Raw genomic sequence first — 25,037 nt, 5'->3', positions numbered from 1 at the left:
AATTGCAGCAGCTTCACTTAGCTTTCCTCAGTGGCAACCAGCATATAGCCAAATCCCCTGACCGTGCGGATCCGTGATTTGCCCACTTTGTCACGCAGGTTGTGAATGTGTACTTCCAGCGTATTGGTCGACGGTTCGTTATCCCAGCTGTAGATGTCGTTATACAGGATTTCCCGGTGTACCGGGCTGCCGGCTTTGAGCATCAGGCGTGACAGGAGCGCGTATTCTTTCGGCGTTAAGATGACCTCTTGTCCATCCATCCACACCTGGCGACGACCGATATTCAGCGTCAGATTGCCGACAATTAATTCACTTTCGCCCTGATTGTTATGACGACGCAGCAGCGCCCGGATGCGGGCGTGCAGTTCTTCCAGCGCGAAGGGTTTGACCAGATAGTCATCGGCACCCACGTCCAGCCCGCTGACCCGGTCTTTCACCGTGTCGCGCGCGGTGAGAATAAGCACCGGCACGGTGTATTTTTTCTGCCTGATGCGGTTCAGGAAATGCAGGCCGTCTTCATCCGGTAAACCCAGGTCCAGAACCACCAGGCTGTAATGTCCGGTCTCCAGACACTGCTCTGCTGCACGGGCCGTTGATACGCCGTCACAGGCATAACCTTCTGTTTGCGCGGCGAGTATCAGTCCCTGTAATAACAACGTATCGTCTTCAACAATCAGAATTTTCATTCGTTTAGCCTCCCCGGCAGGGTTGCAGAATATCATCTGCCGCCTGATATTTCTGTGTTTGCACGCCCGTTAATCCCAGCAGGGTGGAGAAGAGATTATCCTGCGAGAAATTCTCTGAGCTTGCCCGTTTTTGCAAACATGTCTGAGAGACCTGATAGCGTTGCTGATAATCTTCTGAGAGCCACAGCAGCATCGGCACATGTTTTTGCGTATCTGGCGCAATCGAATACGGCAGGCCGTGTAAATAGACGCCATTTTCCCCTAAGGATTCGCCGTGATCGGAAAGATAAACCAGGCTGGTGGTGAAATTATTCTGGTGCTCTTTCAGTATATTGATTGCTTTATCAACAATATAGTCAACGTAAAGAATGGTGTTGTCGTAAGTATTGACCAACTGTTGCTGTGAACAGGTCTGGATTTCGTTGGTGTCGCAGGTTGGCGTAAATTTCTTGAACTGCGCAGGATAGCGGTTGTAATAGGTCGGACCGTGGCTGCCGATGGTGTGCAGCACAATCACCCCGTCGCCTTGCAGGTTATTGATGTACTCTTCCAGCCCGTTGAACAGCACGTCATCGTAGCATTCACCGTCAATACACTGCCCTGGCAGGTTCAGCTTAGTCATATTCTGGTGCGGTACCCGATCACAAGCCCCTTTGCAGCCACCGTCGTTATCGTTCCACAGCACGTTAATTCCCGCCCGTTGAATAATGTCGAGCACGCCTTCCTGATGCTGCGCCAGTTCCTCGTCGTAGTGCGCGCGCGGCATATCGGAGAACATGCAGGGCACCGACACCGCCGTCGCCGTTCCGCAGGAAGTGGTGTGGGGGAAATAGACCACATCATCTTTTTCCAGCAGCGGGTTGGTCTGGCGCGAATAGCCGGATAGCGAGAAGTTATCGCCGCGTGAGGTCTCGCCGAGAACCACAATCGTCAGGTTCTTACGCTTTTCTTTCACCATCAACGGATTGCGATGGGCATCTTCACCAATGCGCACCAGCGGCAGATGGGCCAGCCTCTGATGCGAATACCAGGAAGACGTCGCCACAATGCTGTTAGATGGGCTGAGGGATTTCACCAGTTCTTTGTTGTTGCGAAACAGTGAGGCGTAATCTTTATAGAAGAACGCGGCGACCAGCACGATCAGCAGCGCGGAGACCAGAATGTTCGCGCCACGAAACAGTACGCTGCGCAGCGCCGGAGAAATGGGCTTGATTCTTACCCAGCAGGCAATGAGCGCGGCCAGAATGCCGCTCACCCCGAGCGTGATGAGCATTTGCGGCGTCAGCAAAGCGAAGGTTTCAGCGGGCGTGGTGTCCATCATGTTGGCGATCATCGAGCGGTCGATGATGATGCCGTAGGTCATGATGAAATATTGAGCCGATGCGCCAACCAGAATGAAAATGCACGCCACCAGGCGATTTAGCCACAGGAATGAGGCCAGCGTCAGCACAATATTCATGACGCTAAATGCGACGATCGGCATTGATAAAAACACCAGCACGCTGCGCACGGAGTCCAGTGGCAGGTCTTGCAGAACTTGTTTATAGAACGCAATGTTCAGGAAGGTCGCAAGATAAAATGAGATCAGCAGAAGCCAACTGATGAGCCCGAGAGTGGGCCTTTTAAACAGGAGCTTTAACATTAAGGGGGTTCCATCGACTAAGTGGCGCAAATCCTCTCAAAGTAAAATTAAGCCAACCTTAAGTTCTTAATGTTGATTTCAAGAATAACGGGGGAAGGCGTCAGCCCGATGATCCTATGCCATCGGGCTGACGACTGTTTGCGTTAGTTATTGTTTACCGGGGCATCCAGTGGATACGGGTTTTTATGGATCCGATTGTAGTTCAGTGCGTACAGCGCGGTGATGATCATCAGCGTAACGAACGACCACATCACCTCTTTGGCGCCGGAACCGACTACCGCCCAGATGCAGTAGACAAAGGCGATAAAGGTCACCAGTAAGTACATCGGACGCGCTTTACCGAAGTGGCCATGGCCGAGCAGCAGCAGCGCGGCGCAGGTGTAAAGATACGGCACCAGGGTGAAGATAACGGAGACCGAAGAGACCAGACCAAACTCTTTCGCTGCGTTCGGCGACATACTGCTGAACTGGAAGATGGTCATCAGGATGCCGACGATAATTAATCCGGCAACTGGCGTACCCGCTTTGTTCACGCGGGCAAAAATGGGTGGGAACAGGCCGTCATCGGCTGCCGCTTTGGCGGTTTGCCCGGCAAGCAGCGTCCAGCCGCCCAGAGAACCAAGGCACCCGGCCGCGGCACAGAAGGAGACAATCGCCCCTGCGGTGTCACCCAGCGCCATACGTGCGGCATCACCGAACGGAGAAGCTGAAACACGCAGCGCCGCGTTAGGGATCATACCCATAATCGCCGTGGTGGAGAGCACATAGCACACGGCGGCAATCAGCACGCCGCCCATAGTGGCGATAGGCACGTTACGTTTGGGATTTTTAACCACGCCTGCCGCGACGGAGGCGCTTTCCACCCCGATAAATGACCACAAGGTGACGTTCAGAGTGCTTTGAATCGCGCCGAAGGTGTTCATGCCGCTGACGTTCCAGGCCGCCATATAGGTTTCACCGCGGAACCAGAACCAGCCGAAAACGGCAATACCGACAATTGGCACCAGCGCCAGTACCGTTGCGACGGCCTGCACACGGGTGATCATTTTCGGTCCGACAATGTTCAGCAATACGAAGATCCACAGCACCACGACGCAGGTCAGCGTCAGGACCAGCGGATCTTTTAAGATGGGGAAGAAGTAGCTCAGATAACCGACGCCAATGACCACCATGGCGATGTTACCAATCCAGCACGCCAGCCAGTACAGCACGTTGGTCTGATAGCCTAAAAAAGGACCGAAACAGCGGCGGGCATAAGCATAAGAACCACCGGGACTGGAGTCTAAGGACGACATTTTTGCGTACACCATCGACAGTGCTAAAGCACCGATAATAGTGACCAACCATCCGTAGATTGCAATCCCGCCAGTTGACGCAAGGTTTGCGGGTAGCAGGAATACACCGGAACCCATAATATTCCCCGACACCATAAGGGTGACGGGGATTAAGCCCACTTTGTGAGCATCAGCATCCGTCGACATATTTTTTAACTCCTGATAAGGATAAATGACGGTTAATCATACCTCTTCAGAAGACTATTTTATGGTGACGGACTGGGGGTATCGCTAATGCTGATATTATTATGGCTTATCGCTATCTGATTAAAAATCAGGCAGCGGATGGCTCCCTATGTTGACTGACATAATGCAGTGGCGTCATTCCATAGAACTCTTTGAATACAGAAATAAAGTATGAAGTACTGTTATATCCGCACAGTTGAGATACCTGGGAAATGTTTTTGCCGTCCATCAATAACTGATTGACGGCATAACGCATGCGACATGTAGTAATTATTTGGCTGTAACTTGTATTTTCACTTTTGAGCTTTTTCTTTAACAAACTGGGACTCAGACATAAGCAACTGGCGACCATGCTTAAATTCCAGTCTTTATGTATATCGCTCTCAATAATGTGATAGACGCTGTCGCTGATACGACTACGTAGTATATGCATGAGCAGAGAAATAAACTTTTTGCTGCCGAGAAAACGTGATAACACCGTGAACAGTAGCGAGCGTGTGCGCTCACTTTCACCTTCGTCCACTGTGTCCATAACGCTGTGTTGGGCGGCAATACGGAAGACATCCGGCGTCAGACACGCGGCGGTCATCACTGGGTTGGCACTCCGTTGCCAGAGTGGAATCTGTGAAAGGTCTTTATTTAAAAATCGCAGATAGTCTTTAATGATATCGCGACTGATATGTACGACCAGTGCGTTATTAAGTGATGAGAAATCGATAATATTATTATCGCATGCCACCAACGCCATATGATTAGTTTTTAAGCTGATGGCTTCTTTACCGTTAATCCTTAACCAAACATCCTTCTCCGCTAATACAACAACACAAGCTGCTCTGCTGCAAACCCTCATACCCAAACTCCAGGAATATGAACATAAAACACCGTAGCCCATCATCAGATGAACCATATCGGCTAAATTGAAATTGTATGATGAAACCAGGACTGCAATAAAATAACGTGTCTGAAATTAATTACAATGTTTGCGGGATTTTTCTTATGTACACAATTTTGTACGCAAGTGGAAACGTGCTATTTGCGTATAAAAAAAGCGCGGGGTGGTCCCGCGCAAAAAGGTATGACAATGTTATTGTTTTGCAGCAATACTCAGGAATTACTCAAGAATGACATGTCTACCTTAAACATCGGACTATCTATAAAGCGACATTATGCTTTCACGCACATGACGTGATAAACACCGTCAATAATTTCCGTTCCTTCGGTTTCATGTTCAAATCCAGGGAAGTGGTGGTCCCAGGACTGCAACGAACGTAGATAACTAATCTGCGGGCTATTGGCGTCGCCAAAGTTTTCCCCGGACAGCAGCATTGGAATTCCCGGTGGGTAAGGAATCACGGAATTCGCCGCTATACGACCCGGCAGATTTTCAATGGCGACCATCTCAACGTTATCGCTGACTATCGCGTTATAGGCTTCACGCGGGGTGATGTCAGCAACAGGCAGGCCGGAGTAGGCCGCGTTGAGTCGGCTGCCAGGGTTGTTCTCCTTCAGCCAGGCAAACATGGTGTCGCCCAGATCGTGAATGCCCATATTGGCGTAAGTTTCAGGATGTTCCTCAACCAGTTCCGGCATCACCTGCGCCAGCGGTGTATTGGCATCGTAATGGTGTTTGAATGAGCACAGGGTGTTGATTAGCGTGCCCCATTTCCCACGAGTAATCCCCATTGAGAACAGGAACATAATCTGGAAATCAGTGGTTCGGGTCGGTACGATACCGTGGCGGCCAAGCCAGGCGGTGACCAACGCTGCCGGTACGCCGCTCTCTTCCAGTTCGCCATCGTCGCCCATCCCCGGCGCCAGAATGCTGACTTTGATCGGGTCCAGCATGCTCCAGTTATCCGGCAGGTCTTTAAACCCGTGCCAGGATTCACCCGGACGCATCACCCAGCAGTTCTGGTCAGTGGTCAGGAGTTGGGTTGGCGCATCGGCAAAGTCATAGGTTTTGCCGGTCTGCGGATCGGTTACCACTTCTTTGTTCCACGGTTTGAAGAACCAGTCGCCTTCGGCGGTGAATTCTTTATACAACCGTGCCATGGCCTGACGGAAATCGACCGCTTCGTCGATCACTTCCTGAGTCAGCGACAGACCGCTGTTGCCGTCCATCATGGAAACCGCCACGTCGTTTGATGCGCAAATGGCATACAGCGGAGAGGTGGTGGCGTGCATCATGTACGCCTGGTTGAAGCGTGAGAAGTTCACGGCCCCACGACCTTCACGGACGTGAATGTAAGATGCCTGAGAGAGCGCATTCAGCAGTTTGTGGGTCGAGTGGGTGGCAAAAACGGTAGGACCGTTATGATCGCCCGGCGCGCCACGCATGGCGTAGTGATCGGCATAAATTGGGTTGAAGCGGGCATAGCCGTACCAGGCCTCATCGAAGTGGATGCGATCGCTGGTTTGCGCGAGCAGGTCCTGAGCCTCTTTGGCGTTATAACAAACACCGTCATAGGTACAGTTGGTCACCACGCTGTAAGACGGTTTTTGCCCGGCTTTGCCTTTGGTCAGCGGGCTTTCGCTGATTTTTTTCTGTAACGTTTCAGGCTGCATTTCCTGCGGGTAGATAGGCCCGATAATGCCGTACCGGTTGCGGCTTGGCACCATGTACACCGGTTTTGCTCCGGTAAGGATTAGCCCCTGCTCGATAGATTTGTGGCAGTTACGATCCAGCACCACGACGTCGTTGTCGGTCATGCAAGCCTGCATAATGGTGCGGTTAGAGCCGGAAGTCCCGACCACAACGGACCAGGAGCGGTCAGCGCCAAACACGCGGGCGGCATATTTTTCGCTCTCGCCAAACGCGCCGGTGTGATCCAGCAGCGAGCCAAGGGATGCGCGTTCGATACCCATGTCGCTACGGAATAAATTTTCGCCGTAATAATCATGGTAAAAACGACCGGCCGGCGTTTTGGTGAATCCGACGCCGCCCTGGTGGCCTGGCGCGGCCCAGGAGTATTCATGGATGTCGCCGTACTTCATCAGCGCGCTAAACAACGGCGGCAGAAGCTGCTGGCGGTAACGGGTCATCGCCGCAACGGCACGCCCGGCGATAAAGTCTGCGGTATCTTCCAGAATCCAGGCGAATTCATCGACAAGCTCCAGCAGGTCGCGATCCAGCGATGCGGTGGCTTTTTCGCGATCGCCGAGCAGGAAAACGGGAACGTTTTGCTGGCGCTCGTGGAGCTTGCCGATCAATTGCCTGACGTTCAGGTGCTCGTCTTGTTGTTCCATTTGATAGCTGAACATCAGGCAATCAATGGCTTCATTGGCGGCGAGGATTGCGTAACCATCGTCGAATGAGGTGGACTTAATGACGGTAACATTTTGGCGGCTTAATGCGTCAGCCAGACGTTCGACAGCGCTACCGATCCAGGTGTCCTGATGCAGAAACTCACTTTCAACAATTAATACTTTCATCATCTTTTACCCGGTTGTGGAAAGGTTGCAATTTATGGATTGCAGACACACCGTATGAATGTGACGCAGGCAAGTATTATCCTGACAAAATGAGCTGTAAAGCGGATGAAAAATAGGCTGATTTGTATTTAATTTGTTTTTAAACAAGTGGTTATGTTCGCTTGTTGGCGGTTTTTCACCGCCGTTTATCGACAGGGGGAATATTTTTTTGGCTGATACTGATATTGGCGAATGATATCAGCCAGCCATTGTTTGCCGACGCTGCTGGCTCAGTTTGCGGTACTGCTGCGGCGACATGCCGACAAACTTGCTGAAGGTGTCATAAAAACGGCTACTGGATCGGAATCCGGCGGTCAACGCAACGTCGAGAATGGTTTTATCGGTATCGCTAAGCAATGCGCGGACGTGATTGATGCGCATCGCGGTGATGTACTGCTTCATGGTGAGTTGCATCACGCGCTGGAAAATCCCCATTGCGTAGTTGGCGTTGAGCTTCACGTGCTCCGCGACGTCGTTGATCGTGAGCGCCTGGTCGTAGTTATCGGCAATAAAACTCAGCATTTGGCTGACGTAAAACTGGGCGTGCCGGGACACGCTGTTTTTGTGTGTCCGCGAGGTTTTATTGACCAGGATAGGCTGCCAGCCGGAAAGGCTAAACCGCTTGAGCATCAGACCAATTTCATCAATGGCGAGCTGGCGAATTTGCTCGTTCGGGTTGCTCAGTTCCTGTTGCCAGCGCTGAACTTCAAAGGTGCTCAGCTGCTGCGACGCCAGCGATTTGATGACCATGCCATGAGTAACGTGGTTGATCAGTTCGCGATCCAGCGGCCAGGAGAGGAAAAGGTGCATCGGTAAATTGAAGATAGCCATGCTTTGGCAACTGCCTGGACGCGTGAGCTGATGCGGCGTACAGGCCCAGAATAGCGTGATGTGTCCCTGTTTTATCTGCACCACTTCGTTGTTGATAAGATACTCGACGTCGCCATCAAACGGCACATTGATCTCCACCTGCCCATGCCAGTGGCTGGCAGGCATTGCATGCGGTGAGCGCAGCTCAATGTCCATCCGTTGATATTCTGAGTACAGCGACAATGGGCTGCGAGTTTGTTCTTCATCGCTACTGCACATGTGCGGATCGGGGGGAAGAGGCGATGTCGGTAGTGTACTCATGGTTGCTCCATTTCCTGAATTATCAGAATCATGTCATTTACTGCGCATTAAGGCTGAGAATCAGGACACAAATCGGACCGATATCATTGAGCATAGCGAGATTTTGGGACCGCATACTCTGCTTTTTGGGCAATTTTGTCCCATAAACTCAGATCCACTAGCGGGCAAAGAGGCGATCTGAGTTTATGGGAATGCTCGCCAGGGAAGTCGGAAGTTTTCAGCTATGCGCTGTGCCACCATGACTGTGTTCACTAATGTTCTGGAGAGTCATGATGTCTGCACCCAAAATTACCTTTATCGGCGCCGGTTCCACGATTTTCGTCAAAAATATCCTTGGAGACGTTTTTCATCGCGATGCGCTTAAATCTGCGCATGTCGCCCTGATGGACGTTAATCCTACTCGGCTGGAAGAGTCACACATTGTTGTGCGTAAGTTGATGGACTCAGCGGGCGCGTCCGGAAGAATTACCTGCTACACCGATCAAAAAGCGGCATTACAGGACGCCGATTTTGTGGTGGTGGCTTTCCAGATAGGCGGTTATGAACCTTGTACCGTCACCGATTTTGCGGTGAGTAAACGTCATGGTCTGGAGCAGACGATTGCCGACACGTTGGGGCCTGGCGGTATTATGCGCGCACTGCGCACTATCCCGCATTTATGGCAGATTTGTGAGGACATGACCGAAGTTTGTCCGCAGGCTACCATGCTTAACTACGTTAACCCGATGGCGATGAACACCTGGGCAATGTATGCACGCTATCCGCATATTAAGCAGGTTGGACTGTGTCATTCGGTGCAGGGAACAGCGGAGGAGCTGGCCCGCGATTTGAACATCGACCCGGCCTCTTTGCGTTATCGCTGCGCCGGGATCAACCATATGGCGTTTTATCTGGAACTCGAGCGCAAAACGGCTGACGGTGCCTATGTGAATCTTTATCCGGAACTGCTGGCGGCTTATGAATCCGGTCAGGCGCCTAAACCGAATATTCACGGAAATACGCGTTGCCAGAACATTGTGCGCTATGAAATGTTCAAAAAACTCGGCTATTTCGTCACCGAGTCGTCGGAGCATTTCGCCGAATATACGCCATGGTTTATCAAACCCGGGCGTGAGGATCTGATTGAGCGCTATAAGGTTCCACTGGATGAGTACCCAAAACGCTGCGTGGAACAGTTGGCGAACTGGAACAAAGAGCTGGAGGAGTACAAAACGGCGGCGCGAATCGATATTAAACCGTCGCGCGAATATGCCAGCACTATCATGAACGCTATCTGGACCGGTGAACCGAGCGTGGTATACGGCAACGTTCGTAATGACCATTTGATCGATAACCTGCCGCTAGGCTGTTGTGTGGAAGTGGCTTGCCTGGTCGATGCGAATGGTATCCAGCCAACGAAGGTGGGTACTCTCCCGTCGCATTTGGCGGCTATGATGCAAACCAATATCAATGTTCAGACTCTGCTGACGGAAGCCATCCTGACAGAAAATCGCGATCGTGTTTATCACGCGGCGATGATGGATCCGCATACCGCTGCGGTATTGGGGATTGAGGAAATTTATGCGCTGGTGGATGACCTGATCGCGTCTCACGGCGACTGGCTGCCGGCCTGGTTACACCGTTAACACACAATCACGCCGGGCAGAGTATCCGGCGTTTAACCTCTGACGTTTCCTCTTACAGAAGGCGGGCGCTGGTAACAGCGACCCGATACCCTATGAGCATCTCTCTGACAACAAAACTCAGTTATGGATTTGGAGCGTTTGGTAAGGATTTCGCCATCGGTATCGTGTACATGTACCTGATGTATTACTACACCGACGTGGTGGGATTATCGGTAGGCGTCGTTGGAACGTTGTTCCTGGTGGCAAAAATATGGAATGCGTTTAACGATCCGGTGATGGGTTGGATAGTGAATGCCACCCGGTCGCGTTGGGGAAAATTTAAACCCTGGATCTTACTCGGCACGTTGGCGAACTCGTTGGTGCTGTTTTTGCTTTTTAGCGCACACCTGTTTGAGGGGACGGCGCAAATCGTATTTGTTTGTGTGACGTATATATTATGGGGAATGACTTACACCATTATGGATATTCCATTCTGGTCGCTGGTCCCCACCATTACGCTGGATAAACGCGAGCGTGAACAACTGGTGCCGTTCCCCCGTTTCTTCGCCAGCCTTGCCGGGTTTGTCACCGCGGGCGTGACGCTGCCTTTTGTGAGCTATGTTGGCGGGGCCGATCGCGGCTTCGGTTTCCAGATGTTTACGTTGGTGCTGATTGCATTCTTCATCGCGTCGACGCTCGTCACATTACGCAACGTTCATGAAGTTTATTCCTCCGACAGCGAGGCAACGGCGGACAGCAGTCGTCTACCGCTAAAAACGATTCTCGGGCTGATTTACAAAAACGATCAGCTTTCATGCCTGTTAGGGATGGCGCTGGCTTACAATGTTGCGGCCAATATTATCACCGGATTTGCGATCTACTATTTTACCTATGTTATTGGCGATGCAGATCTTTTCCCGTATTACCTGTCATATGCCGGCGCAGCGAATTTATTAACGCTGATCCTCTTCCCACGTCTGGCGAAAGCGCTTTCTCGTCGAATACTCTGGGCTGGCGCTTCAGTGATGCCTGTTTTGAGCGCAGGCGTATTGCTGATTATGGCTCTGGCGGAGTACCACAATACCTTCCTGATCGTTACCGCGGGGATTTTCCTGAATATCGGTACTGCGCTTTTCTGGGTGTTGCAGGTCATTATGGTGGCGGACACCGTCGATTACGGTGAATACAAATTCAATATTCGCTGTGAGAGTATTGCCTATTCGGTTCAGACCATGGTGGTTAAAGGGGGATCAGCGTTTGCAGCATTCTTCATTGCAGTGGTACTTGGGCTGATTGGTTACGTACCCAATATGCCTCAATCAGCGGAAACAATTCTCGGAATGCAGTTCATTATGATTGTCCTGCCCACATTGTTTTTTATCGTCACACTGCTGCTCTATTTCCGTTTTTACCGACTTAACGGCGATACGCTGCGCAGGATCCAGATCCATTTATTGGATAAGTACCGTAAGGTGCCGCAGCACGATGAGCAACCGGATATCCCGGCTATTGCGGTAGCCGCTCCAGGCGATATGAAGGCGTAACTATGGAATGGCATTCGTGGATTGGGTATTTGGCAGCCTGCCTGACGACGCTCTCTTTCTTACCGCAAGCGATTAAGGTCATTACCACCCGCAACACGCAGGGTATCTCCGGTTTAATGTATGTGATGTTTGTGTGTGGGCTGGTTTTGTGGCTGATTTACGGATTATTGATTGAAGATACTGCCGTCAGCATGGCGAACTTTCTGACCCTGTTGTTCGCCTTGCCGATTCTGGTTATCAAATCTCGTAATGGGTAGGGCAGACTGCCGGATAAGCGTGAGCGCTATCCGGCAGTTTTTAACTGTCTGTTGTGCCAGCCAGCCAATAACAGCACCGTTGTCAATGTGCCGAGCAGAGCGCAGAACATATCTGACTGGGTATCCCACGGGTCGCCCTGCGTACCAAGAAAATCATCCGCCCCCTGGCCCATTGCCAGCGCCGCCCACCATTCGATCAGTTCATACATTGCGCTAATCGCCAGCGCTACGCAGCAGACCAAAAATGCCAGCATTTTTCGGCCACGAACAATACTACCGCGCACTAAGATCTCTCTTGCCGTCAGGGCAGGCACCAGCCCCTGGAAGAAGTGACCCAGCTTGTCATAGGGGTTACGACTGAGATCCAGCCATTCCTGAACCTGAAAACCGACGGGAACTTTAGCGTAGGTATACATACCGCCGACCATCAGAATGATGGCGTGCAAGAAAATGAGCGTGTAGAGCAACGGCGTCAGCGGGTAGCGCTTAACGGTCACCAGCAGCAACGGGACAACAATAATGACCGGCGTGACTTCCATCAGCCAGGTTATTTTCTCCGAGGCGGAGATTCCGGTGTAGATAAGAATCAACGCCAGGAACAGCGCGCCAGAGTACAAAATTGTGGGGTTCAGTGTGCGGAGCATTGCGAATTCACAAGTAATGGAAAAGGTTACTATTCCCTGTGAGCGGTAAAAATTCAACGCCAGTAAATGGGGGGATAAAGTTGGCCCGGGGGGATCACTGGACTGACGCCAAAAAAACAGGTGTCAGTCCAGTGCCGGGCCGAATGGGTTACCTGGCGCAGTTAGCGCATTGTTTGCTGACGATTTGCTGGAAGAAATCGTTGCCTTTGTCATCGACCAGAATGAAAGCCGGGAAATCTTCTACTTCGATTTTCCAGATAGCTTCCATACCCAGCTCCGGGTATTCCACGCATTCCAGATGCTTAATGCTCTGCTGCGCCAGTACTGCTGCCGGACCACCAATGCTGCCTAAATAGAAGCCGCCGTGTTTGTGGCAGGCGTCAGTCACCTGCTGGCTTCGGTTACCTTTTGCCAGCATGATCATGCTGCCGCCGTGAGACTGCAGCAGGTCAACATAGGAGTCCATACGACCCGCGGTGGTTGGCCCTAAAGAGCCGGACGGATAACCAGCAGGTGTTTTGGCCGGACCCGCGTAGTAGATCGGATGATCTTTCACGTACTGCGGCAGGCCTTCGCCGGACTCAATACGTTCTTTCAGCTTCGCGTGAGCAATATCGCGACCAACAATGATGGTGCCACTCAGCGACAGGCGGGTAGAGACCGGGTACTGAGAGAGCTGGGAGAGGATCTCTTTCATTGGGCGGTTGAGGTCAACTTTAACCACTTCACCTTCGCCCGCCTGGCGCAGGGATTCCGGAATGTACTGAGCTGGGTTATGTTCCAGTTTTTCGATCCAAATCCCTTCGCGGTTAATCTTGGCCTTAATGTTACGATCTGCGGAGCAAGAGACGCCCATACCGACCGGGCAGGACGCGCCGTGGCGAGGCAGGCGGATCACGCGGATATCGTGCGCGAAGTATTTCCCGCCAAACTGGGCGCCGAGGCCGAGTTTTTGCGCTTCTTCCAGCAGTTCCTGTTCCAGTTGTAGATCGCGAAACGCCTGGCCGTGAGCATTACCTTCAGTCGGCAGTGCGTCATAGTAATGCGTGCTGGCCAGCTTCACCGTTTTAAGGGTGCTTTCCGCTGACGTGCCGCCAATGACGAATGCGATGTGGTACGGCGGGCAAGCTGCGGTACCCAGCGTGCGCATTTTCTCAACCAGGAAGTTTTTCAGTTTGCCGGGAGTCAGCAGCGCTTTGGTTTCCTGATACAGGTAGGTTTTGTTCGCTGAACCACCGCCTTTAGCCACGCACAGGAATTTGTATTCGTCACCGTCCACGCTGTACAGATCAATTTGCGCGGGCAGGTTGGTGCCGGTATTCACTTCTTTGTACATATCCAGCGCCGCGTTTTGCGAGTAGCGCAGGTTATCTTCGATATAGGTATTAAATACGCCTTTGGAGAGGGCCGCTTCATCGCCGCCGCCGGTCCATACGCGCTGACCTTTTTTACCCATGATAATTGCCGTACCGGTGTCCTGGCAGGTTGGCAACACGCCTTTGGCGGCGATTTCGGAGTTTCTCAGGAACTGCAGCGCCACGTACTTATCGTTTTCGCTGGCTTCGGGATCATGGAGAATTGAGGCGACTTGCTGTTGGTGTTCAGGGCGGAGCATGAAGGAGGCATCGTGGAAGGCTTGCTGGGCCAGTAGCGTAAGTGCTTCAGGGGCTACTTTCAGAATTGTTTCGCCTTCAAACTCGCCGACGCTGACGTGATCGGATGTCAGCAGGTAGTACTCAGTTTTGTCTTCCCCCAGTGGGAAAGCCGCCTGGTAAGTGAATTCAACTTTTGACATTTGCTTCCAGCCTTTTCATTTTTCTCAGGAATTTTAAAATTCTCTGTGTCTTAACGGTGGCGTGCCGTACCAACGTGGACGGCACGCGAACTGTAATTACAAGAAACCGTACATTGCGGCGAAGATCCAACCAAAGACACAGGATACGCTTACGCCGATCAAACCAGGCAGAATAAAGCTGTGGTTGATAACGAAGCGGCCGATGTGGGTCGTACCGGAACGGTCAAACTGAATAGCCGCCAGGTCGCTCGGGTAGGTCGGCAGAATGTAGTAACCGTAACATGCAGGAGCGGAAGCCACGATGTACGCTGGATCAACCCCGATTGCCAGCGCGACCGGAACAATCGCTGCCAGCGCCGCTGCCTGTGAGTTTACAAATTTGGAAACCAGCAGCAGAACAATTGCATAGGCCCACGGATACTCTTTCACCATATTGCCCAGCACACCTTCGATTTCTGTCATGTGCGCGCCGAACATTGTTTCGGCCATCCAGGCAATACCGTATACCGCCACAATCGCGATCATACCGGAACGGAAGACTTCGTTTTTAGATATTGAAGCGGGATTGGTCTTCGTCAGGATAATAATCAGCGCACCGGTCAGCAGCATGAACATCTGGATGACCAGTACCATTGACAGCGGTTTGCCGCTGAAGGTAGGACGCAGCTCAGAGAACGCGCCGAGCACGGCAACCACGGCGATTGCGGCAAGGAAGATCCACATGGCCAGCCAGTTGCTTTTCGGCAGTTTTTTGTCTAACAGCGTGGCGGTATCGCCATACACATAGTTGTGGTTTTCAGGTACGGAAATGAACTTCTGGAACTCTTCATCTTTATCCAGATCTTTACCGCGAAACCAACTGAAGATACCGATCGCCAGGATACCTAGCAGGGTAGATGGGATGGTGATGCTGAGCAGATCGAGGAATTCGAGATGCTTGCCTTCAAACGTGACGTTCCCCAGCATTGCCACCAGTGACACAACGGCGACGGAAACCGGGCTGGCGATAATCCCCATCTGCGCACCGATAGAACTCGCCGCCATCGGACGTTCCGGACGAATATTGTTCTTAATGGCAACGTCATAAATGATTGGCAGGATGGTGTATACCACGTGGCCAGTACCGCAGAGAATCGTCAGGGTGCAGGTCACGAACGGGGCGACGATGGAAACGTATTTTGGGTTACGACGCAGCAGCTTTTCAGCGATTTGCAGCATAACGTCAAGGCCGCCGGAGGCCTGCAGGGTTGCCGATGCGGCCACCACGGCAATAATAACCAGCATGACATCTACAGGTGGTTTACCCGGCTGGAGATGGAAAACGAAAACCAGAATGACCAGGCCGATACCGCCTAATAAACCCAGCGCGATACCGCCCTTTCTGGCACCATAAAACAAACATATTAATATTATGAGAAGTTGTATACTAAATAACATTTTATTTACCCTCGCGAAAAACCCAGTCAATTTTTTGAAAAATGGATCTGTGCCACATTCTTTTTTGCCAGAATAGGCATCAAAAAATGGTCAGTATTCGATATGTCCGTATTTGCGATTAATGTTCAAATGTCTTGCTAGAATGTTTATTTAAAGTTATGGCGATATTTTGCTTTTTTCTGTGGCTTTGATCAGAGGAGAGAATCCTCAGGCGATGGGAAGCAGAGCTGGACATAGAGAGCTGCGGTTGACGCTGTAATTTATCTGTTTTGCGTTTTCCGCTATTACGTGAACCACCGACAGAATGAGTGAGTGGGTTATTTATGTGATCACGCTCACGCCATTTCATGATTTGATGGGGTTGGCGTGCGGATACTTTTATTTGCTCACAAAAATGTACGGTGTCCATGGTACGTAGCATGGTCTCCATTGCTACCAGTCTAGATTTTGTATGTCTGGTTAATTTCAGACTAATCCTTTATGGGTAAAAATACACACTCTGCGAGTTAGATAATACTTAATTAACTTTTGTTAGCGATTTTGAAATTAAAAACAGTGTGACATTAATCAATATTAAAATAATACATTTAACATGCCGGATACAAATATATTTGATCTAACGCAAATTTATAATTCTGCAGCATGAACCAGTAAAATAGGGATTTTTCATTATTTTAATAATTGTTACCTTCAAATAACAAATAATCCCCAATTGTTTTTATTGGCAATATTGTTTAAGCAATGAGTAATGTTCCGCCTGAACGCGGTAACGATAAACCGGTCGACCGGTTACGCCATAATGGATGCTGGTAAATAAAATGTGACAATTGACGAGCCAGATAAGATATTTGCGGCAAGAGACGCGCGAGATATTGACCTCGTTGGCCAGTTCATCGGTGGAGAATTCCTGATCCTGATGCTCATCAATCCACTGGCACAGCGTGCGTAATGTTTGTGGCGTTAATCCTTTGGGTAGGCGCCGCACTTCCTGCTCATTAGAGGAGCTACCGTGAATCAACTGGTCAAGCTCAGACTGTTCATAGTACTGATGCTTTTCCATTTCAGTTTTCTTCTGTAGCCAGCCGGTTAGCGCCTCTTCAAAACGGGAAGCCTGGAAAGGTTTGATTAGGTAGTCAACGACACCATAGTGGAGAGAGTCTTTGATGGTGGTCGCGTCGGCGGCGGAAGAGATGACAATGACATCACACTTGCAACCTTCGCTGTGCAGAACAGGCAACAGATCCAGACCGTTTTCTTTTTGCATGTAAATATCAAGCAAAATCAGGTCGATATGATGACCGCTATGAAAGATTATCTCTTTTGCTTTCTCCAGCGTGGAAGCTGTGCCGCAGCAATGAAAACCGGAGAGTTGCGCGACATAACGGCGGTTTAATTCCGCTACCATTGCATCGTCATCGACAATTAAGACATTGATCATCTGCTGGCCCTCTCACCATTCCACGGTAACTGTACAAAAAATTGGGTGAAGATCCCAGGTTCAGACTCGACGGATATATTACCGCCAACGTTTTCAACCTGTTGTTTAACAAGCGCTAAACCTACGCCCCGTTCGGTTCCTTTTGACGAAACGCCCTTCTCAAAGATGTGCTCAATGTGTTCGGGGGCGATCCCCGGACCATCGTCATTCACTTCGCAATGCAACCAGCCGTGTCGATAATGCAAGGATACGCTGATCTCACCGCCAGGTTCTTGACCTAGCGCCTCCAGGGCGTTTTCAATCAGATTCCCCAGAACGGTAATCAGCACCGCCACCTGATCTTCGTTGCTATTTTCTGGCAACTGGCTTTCATTACTGATCACCAGGCTATGGCCTAAATCAGAGGTACGATTAATCTTACTGAGTAAAAATCCTGCGATCACCGGAGATTTTATTTTTCCTAACAGTGAGCCAATCTCTTCCTGGTAATTGTTCGCGGTCTTCAGGATGTAATTTTCAAGCTGCTTATAACTTTTCAGATGCAATAATCCCAGAATCACGTGCAATTTATTCATGAATTCGTGGGATCGTTCACGAAGTGCATCGGCATAGTTGACCATGCCGTCCAGCCGTTGCATCAGTTTTCGCACTTCAGTCTTATCTCTGAACGTTGAAATGGCCCCGATGATTTTACCGTTGCTGAGTACCGGAACGGTGTTAATTAAGAGTAGCCGATCCTTAACCATGATCTCTTCATCGCGACGCGGCGTTCCGTCATGCAGTACCTGTGAAAAATCGACTACCTGTGACCACGCGTGGCTGAGCGTGGAGAGCTGGGCATCGTCTTGCGACTTGTGGTAATCGAGCAACTCCTGCGCTGCCTGGTTTATCAGCGTCACTTCACCGCACTCGTCAACGGCAATGACGCCTTCTTTTATTGAGTGCAGCATCGCCTGGCGTTGTTCGAACAGATTGGAGATTTCATAAGGTTCCAGACCAAACAGAATGCGCTTGAGGACCTTAACGAATATCCATGTACCGAGCAGCCCAACCAGCACGCCAAATAAGATGGACCAGATGATGCTGCCGCGGCTGTTATTGATCTGTTCAGCAACTCTGCTTAGCTCAAGACCGATCGCCACCACGCCAATTTGCCGGTGATGTTCGTCATATATAGGAGTGAACACCCGCAGGGCTTTAGCCAGAAATCCGCGATTAATGGCGACATTCTCTTTACCTTGTAGGGCCAGCAAAATGTCATCGCCTTTAAACGGCTGACCGATGCGCTGTGCTTCGGGGTGGGAGTAACGAATACTTTGCATATCGGTGACGACGATGAACAAAAAATCGTTGCTCTTATTCACCGCCTGAGCAATCGCCTGAATGCCGCTTTCCGCAGGCTTTTTCATTAGCCCCTGGCGGATCTCCGGGGAGTTTGCCAACGTTCGTGCGACCGCAAGCGCTTTACCTGCTAACGCATCACGCGTCATATTGCTGATCTGTGAGAAATAAATCAGATGAACGACAAGCAGCACGGAGAAGAGTACCGCACTGACCATGAGGATCACGGTAGTGCCGAGCTTCATCGGGCGTTTGCGTATAGCAGTACGTTGCAGAGAGTGTCTCATCACGGTCCTGGAATCACGGTTTGTACGGGTATTATCGCCTGATGGGATGCGTAATTCAAAGGTGGTAGGGATGATGGGGCATGGACTACCTGTGCATTCCTTCTTTATATACCGTAGAGCGAGTTTCTTTCTATATAGCGATTTCCTTATTCGTTTTCTCTTCTTTTCAGGGATGTTGACCGCTAATTTTCTTACGATTGTGGATAACTCTGTGTGTAAATGGGTATAAGGCGGGGTTTTGCTGTGGAATGCAGCACTCAGTCATTTTTCTGTCATTTAAGGGTTGCGGGCCGCAGGAAACTCCCTATAATGCGCCTCCATCGACACGGCAGATGTGAATCACTTCACACAAACAGCCGGTTGATTGAAGAGAAAAATTCTGAGATTCAGGGTTGACTCTGAAAGAGGAAAGCGTAATATACGCCACCTCGCGACAGAGCGCTAAAGCGCGTCGCAACTGCTCTTTAACAATTTATCAGACAATCTGTGTGGGCACTCGAAGATACGGATTCTTAACGTCGCAAGACGAAAAATGAATACCAAGTCTCTTGAGTGAACATACGTAATTCATTACGAAGTTTAATTCACGAGCATCAAACTTAAATTGAAGAGTTTGATCATGGCTCAGATTGAACGCTGGCGGCAGGCCTAACACATGCAAGTCGAACGGTAGCACAGAGGAGCTTGCTCCTTGGGTGACGAGTGGCGGACGGGTGAGTAATGTCTGGGAAACTGCCCGATGGAGGGGGATAACTACTGGAAACGGTAGCTAATACCGCATAACGTCGCAAGACCAAAGAGGGGGACCTTCGGGCCTCTTGCCATCGGATGTGCCCAGATGGGATTAGCTAGTAGGTGGGGTAACGGCTCACCTAGGCGACGATCCCTAGCTGGTCTGAGAGGATGACCAGCCACACTGGAACTGAGACACGGTCCAGACTCCTACGGGAGGCAGCAGTGGGGAATATTGCACAATGGGCGCAAGCCTGATGCAGCCATGCCGCGTGTATGAAGAAGGCCTTCGGGTTGTAAAGTACTTTCAGCGAGGAGGAAGGCATTAAGGTTAATAACCTTAGTGATTGACGTTACTCGCAGAAGAAGCACCGGCTAACTCCGTGCCAGCAGCCGCGGTAATACGGAGGGTGCAAGCGTTAATCGGAATTACTGGGCGTAAAGCGCACGCAGGCGGTCTGTCAAGTCGGATGTGAAATCCCCGGGCTCAACCTGGGAACTGCATCCGAAACTGGCAGGCTAGAGTCTTGTAGAGGGGGGTAGAATTCCAGGTGTAGCGGTGAAATGCGTAGAGATCTGGAGGAATACCGGTGGCGAAGGCGGCCCCCTGGACAAAGACTGACGCTCAGGTGCGAAAGCGTGGGGAGCAAACAGGATTAGATACCCTGGTAGTCCACGCCGTAAACGATGTCGACTTGGAGGTTGTGCCCTTGAGGCGTGGCTTCCGGAGCTAACGCGTTAAGTCGACCGCCTGGGGAGTACGGCCGCAAGGTTAAAACTCAAATGAATTGACGGGGGCCCGCACAAGCGGTGGAGCATGTGGTTTAATTCGATGCAACGCGAAGAACCTTACCTACTCTTGACATCCAGAGAACTTAGCAGAGATGCTTTGGTGCCTTCGGGAACTCTGAGACAGGTGCTGCATGGCTGTCGTCAGCTCGTGTTGTGAAATGTTGGGTTAAGTCCCGCAACGAGCGCAACCCTTATCCTTTGTTGCCAGCGGTTAGGCCGGGAACTCAAAGGAGACTGCCAGTGATAAACTGGAGGAAGGTGGGGATGACGTCAAGTCATCATGGCCCTTACGAGTAGGGCTACACACGTGCTACAATGGCATATACAAAGAGAAGCGACCTCGCGAGAGCAAGCGGACCTCATAAAGTATGTCGTAGTCCGGATTGGAGTCTGCAACTCGACTCCATGAAGTCGGAATCGCTAGTAATCGTGGATCAGAATGCCACGGTGAATACGTTCCCGGGCCTTGTACACACCGCCCGTCACACCATGGGAGTGGGTTGCAAAAGAAGTAGGTAGCTTAACCTTCGGGAGGGCGCTTACCACTTTGTGATTCATGACTGGGGTGAAGTCGTAACAAGGTAACCGTAGGGGAACCTGCGGTTGGATCACCTCCTTACCTTAAAGAAACGTTCTTTGTAGTGCTCACACAGATTGTCTGATGAAAAGTAAATAGCAAGGCGTCTTGCGATTGAGACTTCAGTGTCCCCTTCGTCTAGAGGCCCAGGACACCGCCCTTTCACGGCGGTAACAGGGGTTCGAATCCCCTAGGGGACGCCACTTGCTGGTATGTGTGAGTGAAAGTCGCCGACCTTAATATCTCAAAACTGACTTCCGAGTCATGTTTGAGATATTTGCTCTTTAAAAATCTGGATCAAGCTGAAAATTGAAACGACACACTGTGTCTGTTCTCCGTAATAAGAACAGATAAGCGGTGTGTTCGAGTCTCTCAAATTTTCGCAATCAGAAGTGAAACATCTTCGGGTTGTGAGGTTAAGCGACTAAGCGTACACGGTGGATGCCCTGGCAGTCAGAGGCGATGAAGGACGTGCTAATCTGCGATAAGCGTCGGTAAGGTGATATGAACCGTTATAACCGGCGATTTCCGAATGGGGAAACCCAGTGTGATCCGTCACACTATCATTGCGTGAATACATAGCGTAATGAAGCGAACCGGGGGAACTGAAACATCTAAGTACCCCGAGGAAAAGAAATCAACCGAGATTCCCCCAGTAGCGGCGAGCGAACGGGGAGCAGCCCAGAGTCTGAATCAGCATGTGTGTTAGTGGAACGGTCTGGAAAGTCCGGCGATACAGGGTGATAGCCCCGTACACAAAAGTGCATATGTTGTGAACTCGAAGAGTAGGGCGGGACACGTGGTATCCTGTCTGAATATGGGGGGACCATCCTCCAAGGCTAAATACTCCTGACTGACCGATAGTGAACCAGTACCGTGAGGGAAAGGCGAAAAGAACCCCGGCGAGGGGAGTGAAAAAGAACCTGAAACCGTGTACGTACAAGCAGTGGGAGCCTCTTTATGGGGTGACTGCGTACCTTTTGTATAATGGGTCAGCGACTTATATTCTGTAGCAAGGTTAACCGAATAGGGGAGCCGAAGGGAAACCGAGTCTTAACTGGGCGTTAAGTTGCAGGGTATAGACCCGAAACCCGGTGATCTAGCCATGGGCAGGTTGAAGGTTGGGTAACACTAACTGGAGGACCGAACCGACTAATGTTGAAAAATTAGCGGATGACTTGTGGCTGGGGGTGAAAGGCCAATCAAACCGGGAGATAGCTGGTTCTCCCCGAAAGCTATTTAGGTAGCGCCTCGTGAATTCATCTTCGGGGGTAGAGCACTGTTTCGGCTAGGGGGTCATCCCGACTTACCAACCCGATGCAAACTGCGAATACCGAAGAATGTTATCACGGGAGACACACGGCGGGTGCTAACGTCCGTCGTGAAGAGGGAAACAACCCAGACCGCCAGCTAAGGTCCCAAAGTCATGGTTAAGTGGGAAACGATGTGGGAAGGCACAGACAGCCAGGATGTTGGCTTAGAAGCAGCCATCATTTAAAGAAAGCGTAATAGCTCACTGGTCGAGTCGGCCTGCGCGGAAGATGTAACGGGGCTAAACCATGCACCGAAGCTGCGGCAGCGACACTATGTGTTGTTGGGTAGGGGAGCGTTCTGTAAGCCGTTGAAGGTGTGTCGTGAGGCATGCTGGAGGTATCAGAAGTGCGAATGCTGACATAAGTAACGATAATGCGGGTGAAAAACCCGCACGCCGGAAGACCAAGGGTTCCTGTCCAACGTTAATCGGGGCAGGGTGAGTCGACCCCTAAGGCGAGGCCGAAAGGCGTAGTCGATGGGAAACAGGTTAATATTCCTGTACTTGGTGTTACTGCGAAGGGGGGACGGAGAAGGCTATGTTAGCCGGGCGACGGTTGTCCCGGTTTAAGCATGTAGGCGGAGGTTCCAGGTAAATCCGGTACCTTATTAACGCTGAGGTGTGATGACGAGGCACTACGGTGCTGAAGTAACAAATGCCCTGCTTCCAGGAAAAGCCTCTAAGCATCAGGTAACACGAAATCGTACCCCAAACCGACACAGGTGGTCAGGTAGAGAATACCAAGGCGCTTGAGAGAACTCGGGTGAAGGAACTAGGCAAAATGGTGCCGTAACTTCGGGAGAAGGCACGCTGATGGTAGGTGAAGTGACTTGCTCATGGAGCTGAAATCAGTCGAAGATACCAGCTGGCTGCAACTGTTTATTAAAAACACAGCACTGTGCAAACACGAAAGTGGACGTATACGGTGTGACGCCTGCCCGGTGCCGGAAGGTTAATTGATGGGGTTATCCGTAAGGAGAAGCTCTTGATCGAAGCCCCGGTAAACGGCGGCCGTAACTATAACGGTCCTAAGGTAGCGAAATTCCTTGTCGGGTAAGTTCCGACCTGCACGAATGGCGTAATGATGGCCAGGCTGTCTCCACCCGAGACTCAGTGAAATTGAACTCGCTGTGAAGATGCAGTGTACCCGCGGCAAGACGGAAAGACCCCGTGAACCTTTACTATAGCTTGACACTGAACACTGGTCCTTGATGTGTAGGATAGGTGGGAGGCTTTGAAGCGTGGACGCCAGTCTGCGTGGAGCCAACCTTGAAATACCACCCTTTAATGGCTGGTGTTCTAACGTAGACCCGTTACCCGGGTTGCGGACAGTGTCTGGTGGGTAGTTTGACTGGGGCGGTCTCCTCCTAAAGAGTAACGGAGGAGCACGAAGGTTAGCTAATCCTGGTCGGACATCAGGAGGTTAGTGCAAAGGCATAAGCTAGCTTGACTGCGAGAGTGACGGCTCGAGCAGGTGCGAAAGCAGGTCTTAGTGATCCGGTGGTTCTGAATGGAAGGGCCATCGCTCAACGGATAAAAGGTACTCCGGGGATAACAGGCTGATACCGCCCAAGAGTTCATATCGACGGCGGTGTTTGGCACCTCGATGTCGGCTCATCACATCCTGGGGCTGAAGTAGGTCCCAAGGGTATGGCTGTTCGCCATTTAAAGTGGTACGCGAGCTGGGTTTAGAACGTCGTGAGACAGTTCGGTCCCTATCTGCCGTGGGCGCTGGAGAATTGAGGGGGGCTGCTCCTAGTACGAGAGGACCGGAGTGGACGCATCACTGGTGTTCGGGTTGTCATGCCAATGGCATTGCCCGGTAGCTAAATGCGGAAGAGATAAGTGCTGAAAGCATCTAAGCACGAAACTTGCCCCGAGATGAGTTCTCCCTGAGACTTTAAGTCTCCTGAAGGAACGTTAAAGACTATGACGTTGATAGGTCGGGTGTGTAAGTGTAGCGATACATTGAGCTAACCGATACTAATGAACCGTGAGGCTTAACCTTACAACGCCGAAGATGTTTTGGCGGATTTGAGAAGATATTTTCAGCCTGATACAGATTACATCGACATGCCCAAGAGGTGTGTTGATAAACAGAATTTGCCTGGCGGCTGTAGCGCGGTGGTCCCACCTGACCCCATGCCGAACTCAGAAGTGAAACGCCGTAGCGCCGATGGTAGTGTGGGGTCTCCCCATGCGAGAGTAGGGAACTGCCAGGCATCAAATAAAAGCGAAAGGCCCGGTCGAAAGACCGGGCCTTTTGTTTTATGTTTGGTCTGTCGGTGAGCGCTCTCCTGAGGAGGACAAATCCGCCGGGAGCGGATTTGAACGTTGCGCAGCAACGGCCCGGAGGGTGGCGGGCAGGACGCCCGCCATAAACTGCCAGGCATCAAACAAGTGAAGAAGCCCATCCTGACGGATGGGCTTTTTTGCGTTTGTACGGAGTGAAAACTGCCGGATGCGGCGCAAACGCCTTATCCGGCCTGTAAAAGCTTGTCCTGCTACCCACGCTCGAGGTTGAGTAACGGGTACGGCCGTCCGAGATCGACCACTTCTGTACGTCCTGTCACGTTAAATCCCATCTTCTTATAGAGCCCAGATGTCTTCTTGTTAACAGGCATGGCTATCTTACATATGGGTTTTGTGCGGGGAAGCGCTGTGAGGATATTGAGAGATGACCGGTTGGAAAGTATCAGAAACTATAAAAGCAAAAACCCGCCTTTAGGGCGGGTTCTTTAAATAGTGGTGCCCGGACTCGGAATCGAACCAAGGACACGGGGATTTTCAATCCCCTGCTCTACCGACTGAGCTATCCGGGCAACGG

15 protein-coding genes, 2 tRNA genes, 3 rRNA genes and 1 pseudogene are annotated in these 25,037 nt (G+C 51.0%); 7 read left to right on the top strand and 14 right to left on the bottom strand.

Going from position 1 to position 25,037, the window contains the following annotated elements; all coding sequences use genetic code 11:
* Positions 1-17: 17 nt before the first annotated feature.
* The 6 genes from pmrA to melR form a co-directional block, all read right to left on the bottom strand.
* Positions 18-686 (bottom strand): two-component system response regulator PmrA, encoded by a 669-nt coding sequence (gene pmrA / locus WHR59_RS21800; RefSeq protein WP_043018133.1) that lies wholly within the window; start codon positions 684-686, stop codon positions 18-20.
* A gap of 4 nt (positions 687-690) precedes the next feature.
* Entirely contained in the window at positions 691-2,328 is a 1,638-nt protein-coding gene (eptA, locus tag WHR59_RS21795; protein ID WP_338843457.1) for a phosphoethanolamine transferase EptA, read from the bottom strand.
* 143 nt (positions 2,329-2,471) lie between these two features.
* Complete coding sequence (adiC, locus tag WHR59_RS21790; protein WP_003031853.1) at positions 2,472-3,809, bottom strand: arginine/agmatine antiporter; 1,338 nt, start codon at positions 3,807-3,809, stop codon at positions 2,472-2,474.
* 127 nt (positions 3,810-3,936) lie between these two features.
* Positions 3,937-4,698: an AraC family transcriptional regulator gene (locus tag WHR59_RS21785; RefSeq protein WP_087051822.1), complete on the bottom strand. Its 762-nt coding sequence runs from the start codon at positions 4,696-4,698 to the stop codon at positions 3,937-3,939.
* Between the two features lie 314 nt (positions 4,699-5,012).
* Complete coding sequence (gene adiA, locus WHR59_RS21780) at positions 5,013-7,280, bottom strand: arginine decarboxylase (RefSeq protein ID WP_101706151.1); 2,268 nt, start codon at positions 7,278-7,280, stop codon at positions 5,013-5,015.
* Positions 7,281-7,517: 237 nt separating this feature from the next.
* A complete protein-coding gene (gene melR / locus WHR59_RS21775) occupies positions 7,518-8,450 on the bottom strand; it encodes a transcriptional regulator MelR (RefSeq protein ID WP_043018137.1) in 933 nt (310 codons plus the stop codon).
* 269 nt (positions 8,451-8,719) lie between these two features.
* Here melR and melA point away from each other — a divergent pair, with 269 nt between their 5' ends.
* From melA to WHR59_RS21760, 3 genes are all read left to right on the top strand, one after another.
* Positions 8,720-10,075, top strand: coding sequence for an alpha-galactosidase (gene melA, locus WHR59_RS21770; RefSeq protein WP_100193850.1), 1,356 nt, complete (start codon positions 8,720-8,722; stop codon positions 10,073-10,075).
* 92 nt (positions 10,076-10,167) lie between these two features.
* Entirely contained in the window at positions 10,168-11,598 is a 1,431-nt protein-coding gene (melB, locus tag WHR59_RS21765) for a melibiose:sodium transporter MelB (protein WP_043018139.1), read from the top strand.
* 2 nt (positions 11,599-11,600) lie between these two features.
* The gene (locus WHR59_RS21760; protein WP_043018140.1) at positions 11,601-11,855 is read left to right on the top strand and encodes a SemiSWEET transporter; all 255 of its coding nucleotides are present in this window, start codon (positions 11,601-11,603) and stop codon (positions 11,853-11,855) included.
* 26 nt (positions 11,856-11,881) lie between these two features.
* Here WHR59_RS21760 and WHR59_RS21755 read toward each other — a convergent pair whose 3' ends face one another.
* From WHR59_RS21755 to WHR59_RS21730, 6 genes are all read right to left on the bottom strand, one after another.
* Positions 11,882-12,499, bottom strand: a complete 618-nt coding sequence (locus WHR59_RS21755) for a DUF2238 domain-containing protein (RefSeq protein ID WP_338843456.1) — start codon at positions 12,497-12,499, stop codon at positions 11,882-11,884.
* 148 nt (positions 12,500-12,647) lie between these two features.
* The gene (fumA, locus tag WHR59_RS21750) at positions 12,648-14,294 is read right to left on the bottom strand and encodes a class I fumarate hydratase FumA (RefSeq protein WP_075145326.1); all 1,647 of its coding nucleotides are present in this window, start codon (positions 14,292-14,294) and stop codon (positions 12,648-12,650) included.
* A gap of 96 nt (positions 14,295-14,390) precedes the next feature.
* A complete protein-coding gene (gene dcuB, locus WHR59_RS21745; RefSeq protein ID WP_003031873.1) occupies positions 14,391-15,731 on the bottom strand; it encodes an anaerobic C4-dicarboxylate transporter DcuB in 1,341 nt (446 codons plus the stop codon).
* Between the two features lie 118 nt (positions 15,732-15,849).
* A complete protein-coding gene (locus WHR59_RS21740; protein WP_141110930.1) occupies positions 15,850-16,152 on the bottom strand; it encodes a hypothetical protein in 303 nt (100 codons plus the stop codon).
* Positions 16,153-16,449: 297 nt separating this feature from the next.
* Entirely contained in the window at positions 16,450-17,169 is a 720-nt protein-coding gene (dcuR, locus tag WHR59_RS21735; protein WP_043018143.1) for a two-component system response regulator DcuR, read from the bottom strand.
* Entirely contained in the window at positions 17,166-18,797 is a 1,632-nt protein-coding gene (locus WHR59_RS21730) for a sensor histidine kinase (RefSeq protein WP_043018144.1), read from the bottom strand. Before WHR59_RS21730 ends, dcuR begins: the two co-directional genes overlap by 4 nt.
* Positions 18,798-19,398: 601 nt before the next feature.
* On the opposite strand from WHR59_RS21730, the gene WHR59_RS21725 reads away from it, so the two are divergent.
* From WHR59_RS21725 to rrf, 4 genes are all read left to right on the top strand, one after another.
* A 16S ribosomal RNA gene (locus WHR59_RS21725) occupies positions 19,399-20,940 on the top strand.
* An 85-nt stretch (positions 20,941-21,025) separates the two neighbouring features.
* Positions 21,026-21,101, top strand: a tRNA-Glu gene (locus tag WHR59_RS21720).
* A gap of 211 nt (positions 21,102-21,312) precedes the next feature.
* Positions 21,313-24,218, top strand: a 23S ribosomal RNA gene (locus WHR59_RS21715).
* Positions 24,219-24,316: 98 nt separating this feature from the next.
* Positions 24,317-24,432: ribosomal RNA gene (gene rrf, locus WHR59_RS21710) — 5S ribosomal RNA — on the top strand.
* Together the 16S, 23S and 5S rRNA genes with 1 tRNA gene alongside form the textbook arrangement of a ribosomal RNA operon.
* 282 nt (positions 24,433-24,714) lie before the next feature.
* Here the strand turns inward: rrf and WHR59_RS21705 are convergent.
* Together WHR59_RS21705 and WHR59_RS21700 are read right to left on the bottom strand one after the other, a co-directional pair.
* Positions 24,715-24,810 (bottom strand): annotated as a pseudogene (locus WHR59_RS21705) (GNAT family N-acetyltransferase); the annotation flags it as partial.
* Between the two features lie 146 nt (positions 24,811-24,956).
* Positions 24,957-25,032 (bottom strand) — tRNA-Phe (locus WHR59_RS21700).
* Between the last annotated feature and the right edge of the window lie 5 nt (positions 25,033-25,037).

This window comes from Citrobacter europaeus (assembly GCF_037482245.1).
Lineage (GTDB): Bacteria > Pseudomonadota > Gammaproteobacteria > Enterobacterales > Enterobacteriaceae > Citrobacter > Citrobacter europaeus.
Note: the sequence above shows the minus strand (reverse complement) of the source record. Positions and strands in the feature narration are given on the sequence as shown.

Coding starts and splice junctions, on each gene's coding strand:
- pmrA (WP_043018133.1), bottom strand. CDS start 686: ATGAAAATTCTGATTGTTGAAGACGATACGTTGTTATTACAGGGACTG.
- eptA (WP_338843457.1), bottom strand. CDS start 2,328: ATGTTAAAGCTCCTGTTTAAAAGGCCCACTCTCGGGCTCATCAGTTGG.
- adiC (WP_003031853.1), bottom strand. CDS start 3,809: ATGTCGACGGATGCTGATGCTCACAAAGTGGGCTTAATCCCCGTCACC.
- WHR59_RS21785 (WP_087051822.1), bottom strand. CDS start 4,698: ATGAGGGTTTGCAGCAGAGCAGCTTGTGTTGTTGTATTAGCGGAGAAG.
- adiA (WP_101706151.1), bottom strand. CDS start 7,280: ATGAAAGTATTAATTGTTGAAAGTGAGTTTCTGCATCAGGACACCTGG.
- melR (WP_043018137.1), bottom strand. CDS start 8,450: ATGAGTACACTACCGACATCGCCTCTTCCCCCCGATCCGCACATGTGC.
- melA (WP_100193850.1), top strand. CDS start 8,720: ATGATGTCTGCACCCAAAATTACCTTTATCGGCGCCGGTTCCACGATT.
- melB (WP_043018139.1), top strand. CDS start 10,168: ATGAGCATCTCTCTGACAACAAAACTCAGTTATGGATTTGGAGCGTTT.
- WHR59_RS21760 (WP_043018140.1), top strand. CDS start 11,601: ATGGAATGGCATTCGTGGATTGGGTATTTGGCAGCCTGCCTGACGACG.
- WHR59_RS21755 (WP_338843456.1), bottom strand. CDS start 12,499: ATGCTCCGCACACTGAACCCCACAATTTTGTACTCTGGCGCGCTGTTC.
- fumA (WP_075145326.1), bottom strand. CDS start 14,294: ATGTCAAAAGTTGAATTCACTTACCAGGCGGCTTTCCCACTGGGGGAA.
- dcuB (WP_003031873.1), bottom strand. CDS start 15,731: ATGTTATTTAGTATACAACTTCTCATAATATTAATATGTTTGTTTTAT.
- WHR59_RS21740 (WP_141110930.1), bottom strand. CDS start 16,152: ATGCTACGTACCATGGACACCGTACATTTTTGTGAGCAAATAAAAGTA.
- dcuR (WP_043018143.1), bottom strand. CDS start 17,169: ATGATCAATGTCTTAATTGTCGATGACGATGCAATGGTAGCGGAATTA.
- WHR59_RS21730 (WP_043018144.1), bottom strand. CDS start 18,797: ATGAGACACTCTCTGCAACGTACTGCTATACGCAAACGCCCGATGAAG.